Raw genomic sequence first — 19,830 nt, 5'->3', positions numbered from 1 at the left:
TGCTGCATAATGGCATAGGGTATTTTAGTAGATTCACTTAGCTCCCCCGTCAAAAAATAATCTTTTTGCATAAGTTCTCAACAAAGGAAGCAAAACTTATGGGGTTGGGCAATAGAGAGTTTATGAACGGTGGGTTTGAGTTTATGAAAGGTTCTTTTTGTAACGTAAAGGAAAAATATTGACGATTGTTTTATGGAAAAGTCATTGAACGAATTATACCAAAGTGTCATTTTAGCACATAACAAAACCCCTCACAATTTTAAAAAAGCCGAAGAATTGCCACTGCATTCAGAAGCTTACAACCCATTATGTGGCGATCATTTCCAACTGTATACATCATTGGAAGAAGAAGTGATTCAACAAGCTTTTTTTCACGGCTATGGGTGTGCTGTGTCCAAAGCGTCTACCTCGGTACTGTTGCAAACCATTGAAGGCAAAACACTGACCGAGGCAAAAATACTGATAGAAGTATTTATGCAAGTGGTAAACGGCGAGCTCCCCGCCAATATACCTGAAGAGTTTAAAGCTTTTGCCGCTGCGAAGCACTTTCCCAGTCGTGAACAATGCGCTACGCTCAGTTGGCAAGCCTTTCAAACATTGATAGATGAGCAGTCGCAGTAGTATGGATGGCTTCCCCTGTGTTTAGATTTAGAGTACTGGTGGCATAGGTAGAAGCTTCTTAAGCTTTTAGCGATAAGCTTCAAGCCTGTTCCGACTTTATCGTACATTGATCATTAATGGTTTATAAAATCAGTAGATAAAAGAATCAGCGAGGGGGTGTGTACGTAGGACTCAAACATTTGTATGCTGTTTAAATGTCTAACAACATGAAAAAAACAACCTTTAAAATAAGCAAGATGGATTGCCCTTCAGAAGAAAACCTGATAAGGATGAAACTGGAAGGATTGGGAGCTATCAAAAGTTTGGACTTTGACATTCCTCAACGAATCTTGCAAGTGTTTCATGAGGGTGACTCTCACGAGATAGCCCAGGCACTGGACAAGCTCAATCTGGGGAGCCAGCTTGTAAATACTGAAGATGCAGGCAATGTGGTATTTGCCAAAGCACGAAACCAGCGCAAACTATTGTGGGCGGTTTTGCTCATCAATTTTGCGTTTTTTTTGATAGAACTCACCACTGGATTTATATCCAAGTCGATGGGACTAGTAGCAGATAGCCTCGATATGCTCGCCGATGCCTTAGTCTATGCTTTGAGTTTATTTGCCGTAGGTGGTAGCCTGATACGTAAGCAGCGCATTGCCAAAGTTGCCGGGTACTTTCAGTTGATATTGGCTATATTGGGATTTAGTGAGGTTTTAAGACGATTTTTTGGGGTAGCTACTATGCCAGATTTTACCCTAATGATTTATGTTTCAGTGTTTGCGCTGGTAGGCAATGCAGCCTGTTTATATTTATTACAAAAATCGAAAAGCAAAGAAGCCCACATGCAGGCAAGTATGATATTTACTTCCAATGACATCATCATCAACCTGGGCGTAATAGTGGCAGGGGCATTGGTACACTGGCTTAAGTCAGGTGTTCCTGACCTGATTATTGGGGCTTTAGTGTTTATATTGGTGGTGCAGGGAGCCTTAAGAATACTTAAGTTATAAAACAATGATTCACAGCTTGTTCGAAAGTTACTTACCTTATTGATTATTGATCATTAGCAGGTTAAACTTCCTCCAATTAAGTGCTCCCTGACTTGCTGCTTTATTGTCTACAATCCTCTGATATAATCATCAATTTTTAGGTCGGCAGGCAACTTTAGCTTTTGCTTAATGCGGGTTTTTTTTACCCTGGCTCCCCCATATTCCAAGTGCATAAAGTCGGCAATTTCTTTGATGCCTAAGCCTACATAAATGTAAGCACACATTTTTATTTCGCTGATTGTCAGGTCGTTGTGCTTTTCTTCCAATACCTTAAAAAACTGAGGGTTTACCTTGTCAAACTGCTGCTTAAAAGCATCCCACTCATTGTCGTGGTGCATATTTTGTTCAATTAATTTAACAATGGCTTTACCCGCCGGACGATCGTCAGGGTTGAGGTCTAACAAGTAACTTTCAAGCTTACTTTTAACTGTGCTCAGTATTTGGTTTTTCTCGTAAATTTGTAATGTTTTAGAGCCTAACTCTTGTTTTTTTTGTTCTTCTATAGCCGTTTTTTGCAGCCTAATTGTCCTGAAAGCATCGTATAGTTGCAACGCAGAGTAGACCCTGGCATTGAGTTCAATTTTATTGACAGGTTTTTGAATATAATCTACTGCACCCGCATCCAGGGCAAGTTTTAAATCTTCAGCAGCATCGTTTATACCCGTTACTATAATGATAGGCGTCTCTTTGATTGAGGGCAATTGCCTCACTGCCCTAATCATTTCTATACCATTCATCAAGGGCATGTCCCAATCAGTTAAAATCAGATCGGGTTTGGTTTTTTTTGCAATTTCGAAGGCTATTTTGCCATTCGGGGCGGTCAAAAACTCATAATTTACCTGAAGTTTGTGATGCTTCTCCAGGTAGCGAATCATCACCATCAGGTTATTTTTATCGTCGTCTACAACGAGCAAACTATAATTTTTCATGTAAGGGCGTTGGTTGTAATTTAAACTTACAAATCATAGTGAAAAATTAATAAAAAACGAGCAAATTTATTGAAAATAGGAAATGGTGGATATAAATACTGCGTAAGCCTTAACGAATAAAGACCTACGCAGCGTTTTCTATTTAAGTATACAGCAATTAACGCACTGCTTTATCCTTATAACAATACTCTTTTAAGTATTGACTAGGGGTAAGTTGCGTAAACTTTTTAAACTGTCGGTTAAAATTAGATAAATTATTGAAGCCACAGGCAAAGCATACTTCCGACACATTGTACTTTTCTGTTACCAACATCTGGCATGCATTTCCGATGCGAATTTCGTTGAGAAAACCCGAAAATGTTTTGCGGGTACGCAGCTTAAAATAACGACAAAACGCTTCGGACGTCATATGTGCTACCTCGGCTATTTCGCTTAACTTAATATCCCGCGTGTAGTTTTTCATTACATAGTCTATTACATCATTTAACCGCTGATTATCAGAGTCTTTCTGAGGACTGAGAAATGCAGCACTCGATAAAAACTCTTTGGCTTCGGTGGGTATTTTGATAAGTGATTCAAATATACCTAGTAGTTGTACCAAGCGATGAATACCCTGAGAGTCTTCTATAGTACGCAAGCGTTCGGTCAATTCACTAGGAGCCTGGTTGGTAATGCGAATACCGCGCGATGCATGGTGCCACAGCTCTTTGACCGGTTGCATTTCTGGCAGGTCAAAGAAACCTTTGCCTAACGATTCTTTCTTAAGAAAAATAGAAATAGAATGCGCTTCTTTATTGCTTGTGGGTAAATAGTAATCTTGGTCATTGCGTAATACATGGGGTAAATTGGATCCCATAATTAATATGTCAAGTGGTTGAAAGCGGTGGATGCCGTCCCCTGCAAACAGGGTACCTGTACTCTTGAGTATCAATGTAATCTGAAGCTCAGGATGATAATGCAGCGTATCATAAAAATAAGGCATTTGGTCTATTTGAACTCTAAATGACTCAATTTCTGTTTTGGGCATTCTAAAATACAGTGCTTTCATAGTATAGTCTTTTAAACTTTGTTGTGATTAAAAACGGGTAAAATCTTCTTGTAGACAGCTAATTTGGTATTAAAATAACATAATAAAGTTGTGAAATACTATATTGATGTTAATATAGTACTAGTAATAGTCAATAAAATGTAAGCAACAGGCAAAAAACACCCCTACTTTTGCTTTCACAATTACTATAGAAAATTATTTTATAACTGATAAAAATACAAATATGAAAGTAACATGGAATGGAGTCTACCCCGCTGTAACTACTAATTTTCACGAAGATGAGTCTTTGGATCTAGTAACTCTTAAGAAAAACATCGACCAGCAGATTACTGCCGGAGTAGATGGTATTATCGTATGCGGGTCTTTAGGAGAAAGTGGTGTATTAAACATTGCTGAAAAGCAGCAAGTATTAGGCAGCGCGCTTGAAGCAGCACAAGGTAGAGTCCCAGTGATTATTTGTCTTGCCGAAAGCACAACCCGCACAGCTAAAGAATTTGCTCAGGAGTCACAAAAAACAGGTGCTGATGGCTTTATGCTATTGCCTCCTATGCGTTATGCCTCTGACGAGCGCGAAACACTTACTTATTTGCACAAAGTGGCAGATTCAACCGATTTGCCCATTATGTTGTACAACAACCCACTTGCTTACAAAACCCTGATCACAATAGACATGTTCAAAGAGCTGGCACAAAACCCTAAGTTTGAGTCAGTAAAAGAGTCTACAGGTGATATACGCTACATGACAGACATGATCAATGAACTAGGTGACCGCTTCAAGATTCTTTCTGGAGTAGACAACCTTGCGCTTGAGAGTTTGATGATGGGTGCTGATGGTTGGGTGGCTGGCCTGGTATGTGCATTTCCTGCCGAAACTGTAGCTATTTACCGTCTGGCACAAGAAGGACGTTACAAAGAGGCTGTAGAGATTTATCGTTGGTTCTACCCATTGTTGCACTTAGACGTATCGGAAAAGCTGGTACAAAACATCAAACTTGCCGAAGCAATGACTGGAATGGGTACCGAGCATGTAAGAGAGCCTCGTTTGAAACTAAGTGGCGAAGAGCGCGAGCGTGTGATCAAAATCATAGAAACAGGCCTTGCCAATCGTCCTGAGCTACCCTCTTTACTAAGTGAAGTATTGTAATTGTCTACGGCTTTATTGCTAAATAGTTCGCAAAGCGAATGATGACCCTTAGTTTTAGCTATTAGCCCTTGGTTTTGGTAAACATAGCAACATTGTTAAACGAGGTTGTTTAGAAGGTGGCATTCAGCCCCCTGTCGTTCTAAATTATAACTAAATTTGCAAATATGAGAAAAATACCGAAGGCTAACAGCTAATGACTAATAAGTAAAAAAATAATCATAACACAAGCTTTTCACTCCCATGACAAAAGAAAATATACAAGGAAAAAACTTTATAGGTAACACTCGTTCTGATGAAGGACAGAAACAACAACAAGCTTTTAATCCCGCCAACAATGAGGTGTTAACCGGAGCTTTTAGTGCTGCTACCAAGGACGAAATAGAACAAACCATGCAGTTGGCAAGCGAGGCTTTCCAACAATTAAAAAAATATTCTGGAGCGCAAAAAGGCGCATTTTTGCGTGCCATTGCCGAAGAAATTGAAGCCTTGGGTGATACTTTGGTACAAAGAGCCTGTATCGAGTCTGGTTTGCCCGAAGGCAGAATCATAGGCGAACGTGGACGTACCATGAACCAATTGCGTGCGTTTGCCCAATTGGTAGAAGAGGGCTCGTGGGTAGATGCCCGCATAGACACCGCCCAACCTGAGCGTCAACCCATCCCCAAAGTAGATTTGCGTAAGCAACTAGTGGCTATAGGGCCTGTAGTAGTGTTTGGAGCCAGCAACTTCCCCTTGGCATTTTCAGTAGCTGGTGGCGATACCGCCTCGGCGCTGGCTGCGGGTAACCCAGTAATAGTAAAAGCACATTCGGCACATTTGGGTACCAGCGAATTGGTAGCTACTGCCGTTATAAAAGCCGCCGAAAGATGTGACATGCCCAACGGCACCTTCTCTATGCTATACGGCAGTGGGCATTCGGTAGGGCAAGCATTGGTCAAACATCCCGTTACCCAGGCAGTAGGCTTTACCGGGTCGAGCTTTGGTGGCAAAGCTTTGTACCAAATTGCTCAACAACGTCCTCAACCCATTCCAGTATTTGCCGAAATGGGCAGTGTAAACCCCGTAGTATTACTACCCCAGGCTTTGCGTAATCGTGGGGCTCAAATAGCCCAGCAATATGCAGGTTCTATCACCTTGGGAGCCGGGCAGTTTTGTACCAACCCAGGGCTGTTGTTAGGAGTTGCTTCTGACGAATTGACTGCTTTTGAGACCGCATTGGGTGAAGCAGTACAGGCCATTGCGCCCGCTACTATGCTTACCCAAGGCATAGCCAAAGCTTTTGATGAAGGAGCCGAACAAGCCCTGAAACAAACCGAAGTACAAATAGTGGCACAAGCCGACCAAAGCAGCCAGCCAAACCAGGGCAGGGCAGTAGTGGCCAAAGTAAGTGGCGCCGATTTTTTGAAAAATCCAGCCTTGCACGAAGAAGTGTTCGGTCCTTACTCTTTGCTGGTAGTATGCGCAAACCGCGAAGAACTGGCACAAGCGATCCAAAGCCTGGAAGGACAACTCACTGCTACTGTAATGGGTGAAGAGGAAGAACTACTTGAGTGTAAAGAGATAATTGCAGGGCTACAAGACCGCGTAGGACGTTTAATTTACAATGGCGTACCTACTGGGGTAGAAGTGTGCCCATCGCAGCATCACGGAGGTCCTTTCCCTTCTACTACCGATAGCCGATTTACTTCGGTAGGTACCGATGCCATCAAACGGTTTGCCCGTCCGGTAGCTTTTCAAAACTGCCCACAGGCTTTATTACCGCAAGAATTACAAGACGAAAACCCGTTGAATATATGGCGTTTAACCGACGGGAAGTGGTCAAACGAGGCAATTTCTGTACTGGCTGAACAAGCATAAGCCAGCGAGTAAGCAGAAAAGCCGCTTTAATTAAACTTGTATATATATTATAGTGATACCTTAGTTTACATCCAGGGCAGGCATTGCCCTGAGATGTTTTTATAATGAGGTAGCCTACAGGTTGTTTTATTGCTAAAGCCCACCATAAAGATTAAAAACTGACCGTTGCTTATTGAATTTTTTCAAAGTTATCAAATCTATAATTACGTAAAAAAATTGTATATTATTAATTGGGAACTGAGCGCTGTGACAGGTTTATAAACATGGGTGTTATCAATCACTAAAAATCAAGGTGTTGCAAAGGCTATAGTTGCTTGAGGCACAGGTTAAAGCTGATCACTTGTTGCGCTTGTATATATCTGGTATCCTAAAGAATTGACACACCGATATGCATCGGTATCTAAAGGTTTGAGGCAGTAACAGCTTCCATCTTCGAATTTATAAGCTGTTAAAAATCAGCGTTCTATAAAGTCGCTCACAGGCTTGAAATTTATTGCTTAAAACTTGAAGCTTTAGAAACTATCGACTAAAAAACTGATAATGAAAAAAACTTTCTTTTGTGTAGATGCTCATACCTGCGGCAACCCGGTAAGGTTGGTAGCAGGTGGCGGACCTTCGCTGGAAGGCGCCAATATGAGCGAAAAAAGACAACATTTTTTAAAAGAGTACGATTGGATCCGTAAAGGATTGATGTTTGAGCCACGCGGACACGACATGATGTCGGGCAGTATATTATTTCCCCCCTCAGACCCCGCCAACGATGTAGCCGTTTTATTTATCGAAACCAGTGGTTGTTTGCCTATGTGTGGGCACGGCACCATTGGCACCATTACTATAGCCATAGAAGAGGGTTTGGTAAGCCCCAAAAAAACTGGCGAAGTACGCATGGAAACCCCCGCTGGGCTGGTATTAGTGCAATACCAACAAGAAGGCAATAAAGTGAAATCGGTAAAACTGACCAATATTCCTTCATACCTTGCCGCCGAAAACCTGACTGTAGAATGTCCCGACTTGGGCGAGCTTACGGTAGATGTATCTTACGGGGGCAACTTTTATGCTATAGTAGACCCTCAACCCAATTTCAAGGGCATTGATACTTACACTGCCGGAGACTTGATTGCCTGGAGCAGGGTGGTGCGTGATCGTTTGAATGAAAAATATGAATTTGTTCATCCCGAAAACTCCACCATCAATGGCTTGAGCCACATGTTGTGGACGGGTGACACTAAATCGGCGGAAGCCACTGCTCGCAACGCTGTTTTTTATGGCGATAAGGCAATTGACCGCTCACCTTGTGGCACGGGTACATCGGCACGAATGGCGCAATGGTTTGCAAAGGGCAAGCTCAAAAAAGGCGACAAATTTATCCACGAAAGTATCATTGGAAGTCAATTTATTGGCAGGGTAGAAGACGTGGTAAAGTTAGGTGACCATCAGGCTATTATTCCTAGCATTGAAGGTTGGGCGCGTATTTATGGACACAATACCATTACCATTGACGATGAGGATGACCCTTATGCGTTTGGGTTTCAGGTGATTTAAATTTGGTATTAGGGACTGGGCACTAGGTGTTAGGTTTGCAAGGCTAAATAAGTTGGGTAAAACTCGCCTAGAACCAAGTCCCCAATACCCAGAACCAAATATTATGGACAAAAAGAAAGTAATCATCGTGGGAGGTGGAGTAATAGGACTCTGCACGGCATATTATCTGGTAAAAGATGGGCACGAAGTAACAGTGATTGAACGCGACGCCATTTTAGATGGTTGTTCGTTTGGTAATGCCGGAATGATTGTACCCAGCCATTTTGTGCCATTGGCAACCCCTGGTATTATAGGACAAGGCGTTCGTTGGATGCTCAATGCAGAGAGTCCTTTTTATATTCGCCCACGCCTCAACAAAAGTCTGATTAATTGGGGACTGAAATTTTACAAAGCGGCTACTGCCAAAAAGGTAGAAGAAGCAATGCCTCACTTACGCAATATTGGTTTGCTGAGCCGACAACTCTACCAAGACCTTAAGCAAGACCAGGCATTGACTGATTTTGGGTTGGAGTCTTCGGGATTGATGATGTTGTACAAAACCGAAAAAGTAGGCGAAGAAGAAATAGAGATTGCTCATAAGGCAAACGCACTAGGCATAGAAACTCAAATACTCGACCGCAAAGCCTTGCATGAGCTAGAGTCAGAAGCCCTGCCCGATGTGTTGGGTGGGGTGTTTTATCCAGGTGATGCCTACTTGTTGCCTCAAGTATTGTTAGAAAGCTTGCACAAGTATTTGCAAGACAACAAGGTCACTATTTTGGAAAATACCCTAGTAGAAGGTATTCAACTCAATGGTGAAAGCGTGCTGGGAGTGGAGACTAAAAAAGGAGTAGTCAAAGGAGACGAGTATGTAATAGCTTCTGGAGTGTGGTCTACTATGTTGGCAAAAAAAATGAACTTAAACCTGCCCATGCAAGCAGGCAAAGGCTACAGCTTCATGGTAAAAGACCATCCCACCCAAAAAATAAAGACTCCTTCTATTCTTTGCGAAGCCAAAGTATCGGTGACTCCTATGCAAGGACAGGTTCGTTTTGGTGGAACCATGGAAATCACTGGATTTGACGAAAGCATCAATTTGCGTAGGGTAGGAGGCATTGCCAAAGCCATTCCTCAGTATTTGCCTTCTTATAAGGTAGACTTGCCCGAAAAATCACAAGTTTGGCGGGGGTTGCGTCCTTGTTCGCCCGATGGTTTGCCTTACATTGGTAGAGTAGGGCATCTTAACAATGTCAACATTGCGGCGGGTCATGCTATGATGGGCGTAAGCCTGGCACCTGCCACGGGCAAGCTCATTGCCGAAAGTATTGCTGGACAAAAAAACAGCATTGAGGTGCAGGCTTTTAGCCCTGAGCGGTACGGTTAGTTAGTTGGGCGTTTCTATAGCCTCAAGCTTTTAGCAACAAGCTTCAAGTTTGAGGCTACTCTACAAGCAACTTGATAATTTATAAGATTAGGAGATAGAAGCTTCTACAGCCTCAAGCCCTTAGATACCGATGAATATCATGCGACTTGTCACTTAAAGTTTATCCCTGTCATTAAAACCGTACACTAATTATTGTTTTTGATGCTTTGCATTAGAACATTTTTAGTCAATATCAAAAGTGCTTGAATAACAAGGTTTTTCCTTCCGCCTTAGTTTGTTAGCGTGAAGAAATTTAAGCAATGAAGCCGTTAAAAAATGATCACTGAGCGAGGCACGAGCGAATGTTTGAGCATTTTAGGCGCAATGGATTAAATTTTAGCGATCAAACTACAGCGGTGGCTTTTTTTGGTTCGTTTTTTTAGCTAAAGAAAAATCCAGCGAAGCTTACTCTTTGATTAGGGTAGACAACGTATATACCAATACTACGCTTTTGGAAGAAACCTATTCATTTAATGATACACTCTAGTTCCTAGAAAAATCTGGTTGAAAAGTAGAAAGTCTACTATTGTTGGACATTTGTTGATTTAATTGGTGACTCTTCTTCAAGGGATCCCGAACGGAAAATTTTTATAGCAAAGCTACTTTTCCCAAAAGCATTTATTTGTTAAACAAATGAGTTGTTATGGAAAAAAGCTTATCAATGGAGGTTGTCAATGTTTGCGCCGCTGGTATAGATGTTGGCTCCACCAGTTATTTTGTAAGTATTGGTCAGCAGGAAGATCAGGTACGTGAGTTTGGTGTTTATACCAAGAATCATCAAGAGGTAATTCAATGGCTCAAATCGTCAAATATTGTTACAGTAGCCATGGAAAGTACTGGAAGTTATTGGCAAACTTTGTTTAGTTCTTTGCAAAATGCTGGTTTTGATGTTTTGTTGGTGAACGGTAAGTATACTAAAAATGTAAAAGGAAGGAAAACGGATGTGTTAGACTGTATGTGGATACAAAAGCTTCACAGCTTGGGTCTATTGAGTGGAAGTTTTTTGCCTGATGAACAGGCTCGTGCATTACAAAGTTATTATCATCATCGTCAATATTTGATTCGTCAAAGTGCCTCATATATGCAGAAAATCCAACAAGCTTTGCGTCTGATGAATTTACGGTTGGATGTAGTTCTGAGTGATATTACGGGCTTGAGTGGTACAGCTATCATAGAATCGATTTTAGGAGGGGAGCGCAATCCAATTAATTTAGCTAATTTGGCTCACCATCGTGTTAAAAAAAGTAAGTCTGAAATCGCCTTAGCTTTACAAGGTGACTGGAAAGAAGATCAGCTCTTTATTTTAGAAGAGTGCTATCAATTTTATTGTCATTATAGGACCAAAATAACGGAGAGTGATAAAAAAATAGAAGCCCTTTTAAAGACCACCTTAATTGGTAAACCTTCCTTAGCTGAGCTTCCTGAAATTAAGCGTAAAAAACGACATAAAAACACGCCTACATTTGAGCTTCGTCCCATTGCTTACCATTTTTTTGGAGTAGATTTATATCAGATAGACGGCATCAGTGATGGCACCATTTTATGTATGCTTTGCTTGCTAGGAGATGGAGTTGATCGTTTTCCTAGTGCTAAACATCTTGTAAGTTGGTTGAACCTTGCTCCGAATAATAAAATTAGTGGTGGTAAAGTTCTAAGTAGTCGTACGCCCAAAGGGAAAAACAAATTAAGTTTAGCATTGCGACAGGCCGCTAATGTAATTGGTAATATGAAGGATCATCCTCTGGGTAGTTTTTTCAGCAGAATAGCTTACCGAAAAGGCAGAGGGGCAGCAATCACTGCAACTGCCCGAAAACTTGCTACCATTATTTATCATATGCTTACTAAAAAAGTAGACTTTGATCCAAATTATTATGCTATTGAGAAGACTAATCACAGGAAAAAAAACATACGTTCTTTACAGAGAAAAATAGCTTCATTGGAGCTGAGTGCTAATGAGAAAGCGTTCATTTTTCAAGGTGGATGATTAGTGGTTGTACGGAAAAATGAACGGATGCCTGAGGTATATGAAACTCGGATTTACCCTGCAAATTAGCAGATCAATGTCCATTTTTATGTTGTAAAACTAAAACCAGCGAAAAAGACAAGAAACGCTTGATATAAAAAAGTGTACGGTTTCAAAACCCCTGTCAGGGCTCCCAACTACTTTCCAAATCCTGCAACCTTCCATTACTTGCCCTCGTTGCTATTTTATAAAAAGTGATCATAAAGTAATGGCAAAATACCCCATCAAATACACCCCACTAGAACAACAAGCCGATCAATTGTGGCAGGCTTTTTATCAAACCGAAACCGAAGACTTTTGGGCAGTATACACTGATTTGGCACAAAAAGCTAAAGCGAGCAGAGTGCCCTTGATACAGCCCACCCAAAGGCAATCAACTGCCCCTTTGCCCCATAAAAAACCAACTACTCCTTCTGTGATGTGGGTTTTGCGTCAAATCGCAGTTTTTTTGTTTGTTACAGGGCTGTGTGGATTGTTAGGGTATGCATTATATTCGTTTGCTGATGCTTATAGGGTACCTAATACTTGGAAAGGCTACACTACCGATGCTACGCATAGAGAGGCGTATGCTTTGTTTGACACTAAAGAGCTGTTGGAGCTGAAAGTCAAAATGACACAGTTGGAAAAGCAAGAAAAAAGGTTATTTGATATATTCAGAGATGCCGAAAAACCACAAAAACACAAAGAAAGCAGAAAAGAGTTGAAAAAAGTGTTGACGCCTGTGCTCAAAGGTACCCAGCAAAAATTAGATAGTCTCCGAAGAGCTTTCAAGCTTGCTTATGCCCCATTTCTGAAACAGAAAAAACAAGCCCAGAAAATAAAAGATTCTTTGTTTAAAGACTATAGCCCTCAAGATCGTCCAACACTTGATACTTTGTATGCCTATTGTCAGACGGAAGGACTAAATTTAAACAAAACTAATATTGACGCTTATCTGCAAAATGCTGGAGGAATAAATTTTAAAAAAGCGCCTTACAATTTGTCAACAAAAAATCAGGCAGTGTATGATTTACTTGGTACCAAAGACACCAGAGACACCAGCCTGTTTTTTTATGCCGATCCTGACAATACTTTACGTAGGTTGAAAAAACTAAAGGAAGGTTATTATACTTTGATGCTGAATAAAGTAGTAAATATTGATTCAACCCGGCATAGCATCTACCAAGCCCGACTTGTGCCCAAGTATCAAGGTTATCAAGTACAGGTAAAACTTCTGGGTGTATGCTACGAAACCGAGAAAGCAACGTATTATATTCCTAAAAATAAGCATAAACACATTGTTATTGAGCTGCAAATAAAACTACACCAAAAAGCAAAAAGTGATTGATGTCTGAATGCTTGTTTCATTCAAAATAATTGGCAAGCACCTTACTATCAGGGTCCCAATCACCGCACAAGTTACCATTGGAATGAAACACCAGCTTTTGCACCATTGCTTGCGCATTACGATTCATCAAGGCATTATACGACGAAGTCTCCAAAATCACTTTTACCTTATCTCTGTATATAAAACACTCATTGTAATAATAATAGCCTGCCTGGGTGTATTGATATGCCCAATGTTGGCGGAGTTGGTCGAGTTGAGGCATAATCTCTGTGAGCAAACTATCTAAGGCTACCCGGTTTTGTTCTGTCCATTGTCGGGTACGGTTATTTACATAAGTGTCATCCAAAATACTCAACTCTCTGAATACTACCTCAGTAACTCCCAAGCCTATGATCCATTCCAGGTAACACTCTATCTCTGCTACACTATTTACCCCCGTTTGGGTAAGAATGCACGAGTTTTTTACCGTTACTTTTGGGTTGAGTCGTTGAATCAAAGGCTCGTATACCTCGTTTTTGTGTACAGGCTCATTGCGGTTAAAATACATTACTCGTTGGTTTATTTCGTCATTATAATGGCAACGCGATACCTCCAAGCGGTCAAACTGGGTTGCTTGCAAGGCATCAATCAGGGCAGGGTGATTGTGCAACCCCGTGGCATTGGTATAGAGCACCTTTTCGTTAAATTGAGGCACATTGTCTTGTTGTAGCATACCCAATAGTTTGAGTAGCCACCCTGGATCGCTGGTAGCCTCAAGCCCCGACAAACTGAGCCCAATATTTTCTACTGCCCTTAAGTCGTCAAACACCGCAGCAAGTGCCTGAAAATACTGATCATGATCTTTGATAATATTTTTAGAAGTCAAATTTTGCTGATGCTTACGCTGAAGCTCTTCCGAACAAAAACCACAATGGGCGTTGCAGGGGGTAGGGTTGGCAAATGGGGTAAAAGTAAGCCCACGCCTGAGTTTGTAGGGTTTTCTACGAAGGTGCACCCCTTCTTGTGGTTTTTCATCATAGTTTGACCACTTACCTCTTCTTAATTTTGCCAAATCGTTGGCATTGGCAGGGCGAAAAATTCGATTTCTTTGGTTGGTGAGCGTATTCATGAAATATACAAAACTATCATTGCCTGAAAATGCTGTAAACGTGGAAGTTAAAGTTTTGGTTTTGATATGAATTTTTGCTTGTTGCTAAAAGCTTGTGATTCAATAATGCCCAAAACTACAGCTTTATAACCGATGGCGAAACAAAAAAACTTTGTCTTATTGCCCAAAGCCCATATCTTGCAATTAAGCAAACAAACACCATGTATGAAAACTATATTGACTTCTCTGTTGACGTTGGCGATGTTGTCACAAGGGCAAAGCCAAGACAACAAAATGCGTAAATTTGAGCAAAAACTTGCCACCTTTCGCTATAGCCTTTATCAAGATTTGGCTCAGCTAAAAAGCAAGACCTTGTATAGTTGGTTTGGCAAAGACCCGCAAGAAATGCCCAAAGAGTTGAACCAAAAGCTGCAAAAATTTTATAATGACCACGCCAAGACAATCAGAAATTACCGCTTGTATCAGCTACGTTTGCACGCGACAAACACCCCCATTAAAATAAGCGAATACAAAGAGGTAGAAGTAAAAAACAAAGACATTAATTTGAACCCCTCTAAGATAAGCGCCTGGAATCACATTTTTACAGTAAATCCTTTGCGTCATCTGGAGATTATGAGCACCAAGATACTGGCGCACCAACTGAGTGCTACTGAGTTTGGTTCGCAAAGCTTGTATGACAACCTTGCCCACCCGCGAATGATTGCCCGAAAACTCGCCAATCAACATTGGGAGGTTTGGATAGACAAGTATTTTTGGGTACTAAAGTTTGACTATCAACCCGAAACGGTCACCCTTGAACTCAAAGAATTGTTTAAAAGGAAAGATTAAGAGTATGTTTAAAAATTAGTTTTCTTGTTTATTGTCAATGGTGAAACAGATTTAACTCCGAAGGCAAAATTTAAACATACGCTAATACAAAAAATATGAACCTAACTTAAACTACTTATATTATGAAAGACAACAGACTCGAAGATGTAAGTCACATCAAACAACTCCTCTTTTCTGACACCCCTGAGTTAGCATTTAAGATGCTTACCAACTGGGATAAAGATGCCGTAAGTCAACATTTTGCTATGGAGTGCTCCATGTTTCCGCTACTTTGTCTACAGCATTTGCCTTTTTTGCTCGATGGCTATGACAAACTCAACTTTGAAGGTAAACAACTATCCACATTACCTCCCCAAATAGGCAAAGTAAAGCATTTGAGAACCCTTATTTTGAGCGATAATAGTTTGAGTGTGCTCCCCGACGAACTAGGGTGCCTTAAGACTTTGGTTAACCTCGATTTGGGGGCAAATCTATTGAAAACGTTTCCAGTAGTGTTGGGGCAACTCACCAATTTGTATACCTTAAGGCTCGAAGGCAACGAAATTTCTTCTTTACCATCCGTCATTGGCAACCTTGCCCGGTTGATATCGCTCGACCTAAACGATAATAAAATCACCAGTTTTCCAGAAGAGTTGAAGCAACTTACCCACCTAAAGCAGCTTGAGGTAATTAATAACCCCTTGCCCAAATCAGAGATAGAAAAAGTGCAAGAGTGGTTACCTGACTGTGAGATGAGTTATTCTTAAGTATTTGTTGAGGCAGTGTTAGTGAAAACAAAAGAAAGGGCATAAAAAAACCTCTGTGTTTTGCAGAGGTTTAATTTTTAAATTAGTGAACCGGGTAGGATTCAAACCTACGACCTCCAGAGCCGTAATCTGGTGCTCTATTCAGCTAAGCTACCGGTCCTTGTTTGTTTTGAGGTTACAAAGGTAAGTACTTTTTGATTGTTTGCAAATAGTAGTTAAAAAAAAGTAAAAATATTTTTCCAATTTGTGTTCAACACTTCATACAGGCAGAAACTTACCCCACAGGTTTAAGACGAATGAGCAAAAGCCTGTAGGCGATGTAAACTATTATGTATATTTGCCTACCTAAAAAAAGCCTGAATTAACCCCATGCAAAACTATTGTACAATTTATGCCCACGAGCTGGGTTTTGACACCATCATGGCTACTCTTAAAGAGTTTTTCCCTCAAGCCAATATCAATGTTACTGAGGAAGAAGACCGCAAATTGGTAAATGTAGCGGTAAGAAAAGGTTTGCTCGGTACTGAGAAAAAGTTTCAGTTGTCGTACCGTGAACGTGCCAAACCATCGTACCAAATCAGTGAACTGGACAGCCCACTTACGCAGAATCTTGCCGGAATGCTCAATTTTGTAGGAGACTTGCAAAGTACCAACGAAGAGGTAAAAGGCTTGCTGATGCAAAAAATAAAAACGTTGAACTTTGAGTGTGGGGTGTTGTGTTCGCCGCTGGTGCGTACTATGCTCACTGGTTTTATAGAACAAGTCATTCAACAATTAGATGCTATAGTGTTTGCTCAGCCCAAAGTGATCATTGGTAAGTCTAAAGTACAACAGTTTTTAGACAAAAATCTTGACCTGATCTTAGACCTTAACGGCAAATGTGGAATAGATGACCTTAGTGTGCACATTAACTCCCAGTACTTTGATACCCCACCCGAAAACGCCAACGAAGCCCAACTTGCCCGTAAGGTAAACAGTGAAAAAATATTGAAAGCACATGAAGTAAAGATAAATGCCCAGCTTCCTGTCATTGTTGCCGAAGATGAAGTGGAGTTACGCGCCCCTCACGAAGTAGCCGAAAGGGTAGTAGTACTTGCCATTACCACATCGGTGGCTTTTGGTGGTTCTAGCGGCGAAGGAGCCTTGAGTTACCTTGCTCAATATAAGTTACAGGAGGCAGTAACTCCCCGTGAACGGGCTTTTTTGCAAAACCCTACTCAGGAGCTTAAAGGTCAGGAAACCTGGAAATGCGAAGGTATTTGGACGCTCATGTGGGCATTAGGGATAGTAGATGAGTTACCTTTTCCTGATACATTAGCCAATCTGAACGATATTCCGGTGGAGCAATATCCAGTAGGAGAAAATAAAAATCCCCGTGATTTTATAGAAAGTATGACTACCTTGCGCGGTAAAAGTGAAGTGCTGAATGCCAATGATTTGTATTATCGTATGAACTGGGCTTGTGTAGATGCTCATATTACCAAACAAGCAATGAAAGCAGTACACCCCGGAGTGGTGTACGAGCGCCATTATGCCCTCAATTGGTTGATTAATTACCGCAACCAGCCTTGGGACGAGGTAACTTGTGATACTTGATAGTGGTTAGATTTAGCTCAGAGTAAGGAGTGCCTGTAAGGTGCTGGGAACTGGGTTCTAGGTACTGGGTCTTCACACCTTGCACTATCAGTTTTTATGGGTTTATGAAACCCGTAGACCAGAGTTTTTAGCTTCGTTGCGAACTATTTAAATAAACAATTGAACAATATAAATTTACGCCTGTGTATTTAAAACTAACCACCATTATGATAATTGGTATGCTATGCCTAAGTGCTTGTGTAAACCAAAAAAATACTAACGGAAAAAATACTACTATGGAAAACAAAACCGACACTGTAGATGCCATTATTATAGGATTCGACGCGCGCCGTTGCCAATGCTGTGGAGGCTTTATGGTCACCTTTAGCAACGACCCCACACCTTATAAAGCTGACCATTACCAGTGGCGACCCAAGCAGGGACAAGAAACTTTTGGCGTAAGCCATTCCTCTAAGTTTCCGATGTATGTCAAGGTTAAATACAAGGCAGTAGCGTCTGACTGTGTAGCCTCTAAGGGCGAAATAGAGATTACAGCAATGGAAGCCAAACAAAAGTAAGGAATGGTGTAAAAATAAATTTCTATAGTAACGCTAAAATATTTTGTTGCTAGACGCGGTAAAAAATCGGCTAATAGCAGCGCTATTCGGCTATTTTTTAACAAAGTATAGCCTCAAAAGATGAGGTTAAGAATGTAAATTTATTTTGGTACCATTCCTAAGGAACGATGCAAAAATAAAGTTCTATAGTTTAAGGAAATATTTTTTGGTCAGGCGAGGTCAAAAAACGCGGCATAGCCATAGCAAGTTTTTTTAACGAAGCATGTCCAAAAAAGAGGAGGTTAAGAATGCGTATTTATTTTGACACCGTTCCTAAGAACAAAAACCTGCGTAATCTTTTGCAAAACGCTTTAAAATCACTCTATTTTGAAGCTCTAAAATGACATTGTGCAGATGAATAGCAAAACTATTAGTTGGCTGATAGCCGTAGGAGCCGCCCTTTTGTTTATCCCTATGTTGGGGGTAACCCATTTGTTTGATTGGGATGAGATCAATTTTGCCGAAAGTGCCCGCGAAATGCTCGTTACTGGCAACTATGCCCAGGTGCAGGTAGACTTTAAGCCTTTTTGGGAAAAACCTCCCCTGTTTTTCTGGATTCAGGCACTTTCTATGAAAATATTTGGTGTCAATGAATTTGCGGCACGCTTTCCCAATGCCCTGATAGGTATCATTACTCTTGCACTTATTTACCACATAGGAACCAACATCTATAATTCCCGTTTTGGGTTGTGGTGGGTATTGGTATATGCAGGGTCATTGTTGCCTCATTTTTATTTCAAGTCAGGCATCATCGACCCACTTTTCAACTTATTTATATTTTTGGGAGTATATCAGCTTTACTTACTAAGCTTGCGCAAAAACGCAAGCAAACGCTATCAGAAAGCAGCCCTGGCAGGTATTTTTATTGGGTTAGGTATTCTTACCAAAGGACCAGTGGCAATGCTGCTTTCGGGGCTTACCCTTATTACTTATTGGGTGCTTAGCCGTAAGTGGAGTACTTTTAAAATCCCTGAATTATTGGTTTTTGGCTTGGTGGCGCTTGTGGTCTCATTTGCCTGGTTTTTGCCCGAAACCCTCCACAATGGCTTTTGGTTTATTTCTGAATTTGTAAAATACCAACTCGACCTGGCAAGTTCTACCTCTACCGGGCACGAACAACCCATTTTTTATCACCCTGTAGTTTTATTATTGGGCTGTTTTCCGGCAAGTATTTACTTTTTGCGCTCGTTTCAACGCAACAATGAAGACACCGAAGAGCAACGACGCTTTAAATTGTGGATGAAAACCTTATTTTGGGTAGTTTTAACAGTGTTTTCGCTCATCACTACCAAAATTATGCACTACTCCTCTATGTGCTATTTTCCACTTACTTTTATGGCGGCTACTTATATTTTCCATATCGAGCAACAACGCTTTCGTTTTGCCCGTTGGTTGGGTATTTTTATCGGATTGATAGGTACTGTAGTAGCCTTATTGCTGGCGGCTTTGCCTATTCTCATCAATTATAAAGAAAAATTTATCCCTTTGATTAAAGATAAATTTGCCGTGGCAAATCTCGATGCCGTAGTGCATTGGTCGGGGCTGGAGTCTGCCATTGGCTTTTTGTTGCTGGGAGTAGTCATTACTACTTTGGTATACTGGAATCGAAAAAATCCTGTGTTGGGGGCAAAAGCCTTGTTTGTCACTACTTTGCTTACTGTACAAGTAATCATTTATGTGTTCATTCCCAAGGTAGAAAAGTATACCCAAGCGGCGGCTATAGAGTTTATGAAATCGAAACAAAACGAAGATTGTTATGTAGGCACTATTGGCTACAAAAGCTACGCACAGTATTTTTACACAGCACGTACCCCACAAAAAAGTCCCAAGCAAAATACCGAAGAGTGGTATTTAACGGGTAAGTCAGATAAAACCGTTTATTTGGTCTCGCGTATTGATCGTACTCAGCGTTTAGATGAACTCATCAAGGCGGGGCATCCAATAAAAAAAATTGGCGAAAAGAACGGCTTTGTGTTTTTTAGGCGCGAAGCAAGCCTCAACAAATAAATTACTTGTGAATAAGTATCAAGTA

At 40.9% G+C, this 19,830-nt stretch carries 16 protein-coding genes and 1 tRNA gene; 13 read left to right on the top strand and 4 right to left on the bottom strand.

Features of this window, described 5'->3' with window-relative positions:
• Positions 1–192: 192 nt before the first annotated feature.
• Both sufU and Q0954_RS02665 read left to right on the top strand, forming a co-directional pair.
• Positions 193–621: a Fe-S cluster assembly sulfur transfer protein SufU gene (gene sufU / locus Q0954_RS02670; RefSeq protein WP_299453205.1), complete on the top strand. Its 429-nt coding sequence runs from the start codon at positions 193–195 to the stop codon at positions 619–621.
• Positions 622–827: 206 nt separating this feature from the next.
• Entirely contained in the window at positions 828–1,613 is a 786-nt protein-coding gene (locus Q0954_RS02665; RefSeq protein ID WP_299453202.1) for a cation transporter, read from the top strand.
• A 107-nt stretch (positions 1,614–1,720) separates the two neighbouring features.
• Here Q0954_RS02665 and Q0954_RS02660 read toward each other — a convergent pair whose 3' ends face one another.
• Both Q0954_RS02660 and Q0954_RS02655 read right to left on the bottom strand, forming a co-directional pair.
• Entirely contained in the window at positions 1,721–2,581 is an 861-nt protein-coding gene (locus Q0954_RS02660) for a response regulator (protein ID WP_299453199.1), read from the bottom strand.
• 157 nt (positions 2,582–2,738) lie between these two features.
• Positions 2,739–3,629, bottom strand: a complete 891-nt coding sequence (locus Q0954_RS02655) for an AraC family transcriptional regulator (RefSeq protein ID WP_299453196.1) — start codon at positions 3,627–3,629, stop codon at positions 2,739–2,741.
• Positions 3,630–3,852: 223 nt separating this feature from the next.
• Between Q0954_RS02655 and Q0954_RS02650 the strand changes: the two genes are divergently transcribed.
• The 6 genes from Q0954_RS02650 to Q0954_RS02625 all read left to right on the top strand — a co-directional run bounded on the left by Q0954_RS02650 (position 3,853) and on the right by Q0954_RS02625 (position 12,924).
• The gene (locus Q0954_RS02650) at positions 3,853–4,773 is read left to right on the top strand and encodes a dihydrodipicolinate synthase family protein (protein ID WP_299453193.1); all 921 of its coding nucleotides are present in this window, start codon (positions 3,853–3,855) and stop codon (positions 4,771–4,773) included.
• 240 nt (positions 4,774–5,013) lie between these two features.
• Positions 5,014–6,630 carry an aldehyde dehydrogenase (NADP(+)) gene (locus Q0954_RS02645; protein ID WP_299453190.1) on the top strand — a complete coding sequence of 539 codons (1,617 nt, stop codon included), beginning with the start codon at positions 5,014–5,016 and terminating at the stop codon, positions 6,628–6,630.
• Between the two features lie 540 nt (positions 6,631–7,170).
• Complete coding sequence (locus Q0954_RS02640) at positions 7,171–8,172, top strand: 4-hydroxyproline epimerase (RefSeq protein ID WP_299453187.1); 1,002 nt, start codon at positions 7,171–7,173, stop codon at positions 8,170–8,172.
• A gap of 103 nt (positions 8,173–8,275) precedes the next feature.
• Positions 8,276–9,535, top strand: a complete 1,260-nt coding sequence (locus Q0954_RS02635) for an FAD-binding oxidoreductase (RefSeq protein WP_299453184.1) — start codon at positions 8,276–8,278, stop codon at positions 9,533–9,535.
• Positions 9,536–10,217: 682 nt separating this feature from the next.
• Complete coding sequence (locus Q0954_RS02630) at positions 10,218–11,558, top strand: IS110 family transposase (RefSeq protein ID WP_299453181.1); 1,341 nt, start codon at positions 10,218–10,220, stop codon at positions 11,556–11,558.
• 247 nt (positions 11,559–11,805) lie between these two features.
• On the top strand, positions 11,806–12,924 hold the full coding sequence (locus tag Q0954_RS02625) for a hypothetical protein (protein WP_299453178.1): 1,119 nt from the start codon (positions 11,806–11,808) through the stop codon (positions 12,922–12,924).
• 16 nt (positions 12,925–12,940) lie between these two features.
• Here the strand turns inward: Q0954_RS02625 and Q0954_RS02620 are convergent, their stop codons facing one another.
• Positions 12,941–14,032 carry a hypothetical protein gene (locus Q0954_RS02620; protein WP_299453175.1) on the bottom strand — a complete coding sequence of 364 codons (1,092 nt, stop codon included), beginning with the start codon at positions 14,030–14,032 and terminating at the stop codon, positions 12,941–12,943.
• Positions 14,033–14,236: 204 nt separating this feature from the next.
• On the opposite strand from Q0954_RS02620, the gene Q0954_RS02615 reads away from it, so the two are divergent.
• On the top strand, positions 14,237–14,860 hold the full coding sequence (locus tag Q0954_RS02615; RefSeq protein ID WP_299453173.1) for a hypothetical protein: 624 nt from the start codon (positions 14,237–14,239) through the stop codon (positions 14,858–14,860).
• Between the two features lie 122 nt (positions 14,861–14,982).
• On the top strand, positions 14,983–15,606 hold the full coding sequence (locus Q0954_RS02610; RefSeq protein ID WP_299453171.1) for a leucine-rich repeat domain-containing protein: 624 nt from the start codon (positions 14,983–14,985) through the stop codon (positions 15,604–15,606).
• Between the two features lie 86 nt (positions 15,607–15,692).
• Here the strand turns inward: Q0954_RS02610 and Q0954_RS02605 are convergent.
• A tRNA-Arg gene (locus Q0954_RS02605) sits at positions 15,693–15,766 on the bottom strand.
• Positions 15,767–15,975: 209 nt separating this feature from the next.
• Between Q0954_RS02605 and Q0954_RS02600 the strand changes: the two genes are divergently transcribed.
• The 3 genes from Q0954_RS02600 (at position 15,976) to Q0954_RS02590 (ending at position 19,805) form a co-directional block, all read left to right on the top strand.
• Positions 15,976–17,202, top strand: coding sequence for a DUF4272 domain-containing protein (locus Q0954_RS02600; protein ID WP_299453169.1), 1,227 nt, complete (start codon positions 15,976–15,978; stop codon positions 17,200–17,202).
• 275 nt (positions 17,203–17,477) lie between these two features.
• The gene (locus Q0954_RS02595; RefSeq protein ID WP_299453167.1) at positions 17,478–17,759 is read left to right on the top strand and encodes a hypothetical protein; all 282 of its coding nucleotides are present in this window, start codon (positions 17,478–17,480) and stop codon (positions 17,757–17,759) included.
• Positions 17,760–18,152: 393 nt separating this feature from the next.
• Positions 18,153–19,805 (top strand): glycosyltransferase family 39 protein, encoded by a 1,653-nt coding sequence (locus Q0954_RS02590; protein ID WP_299453165.1) that lies wholly within the window; start codon positions 18,153–18,155, stop codon positions 19,803–19,805.
• The last annotated feature ends 25 nt before the right edge of the window (positions 19,806–19,830 follow it).

This window comes from uncultured Microscilla sp., from assembly GCF_947493425.1.
Lineage (GTDB): Bacteria > Bacteroidota > Bacteroidia > Cytophagales > Microscillaceae > Microscilla.
Note: the sequence above shows the minus strand (reverse complement) of the source record. Positions and strands in the feature narration are given on the sequence as shown.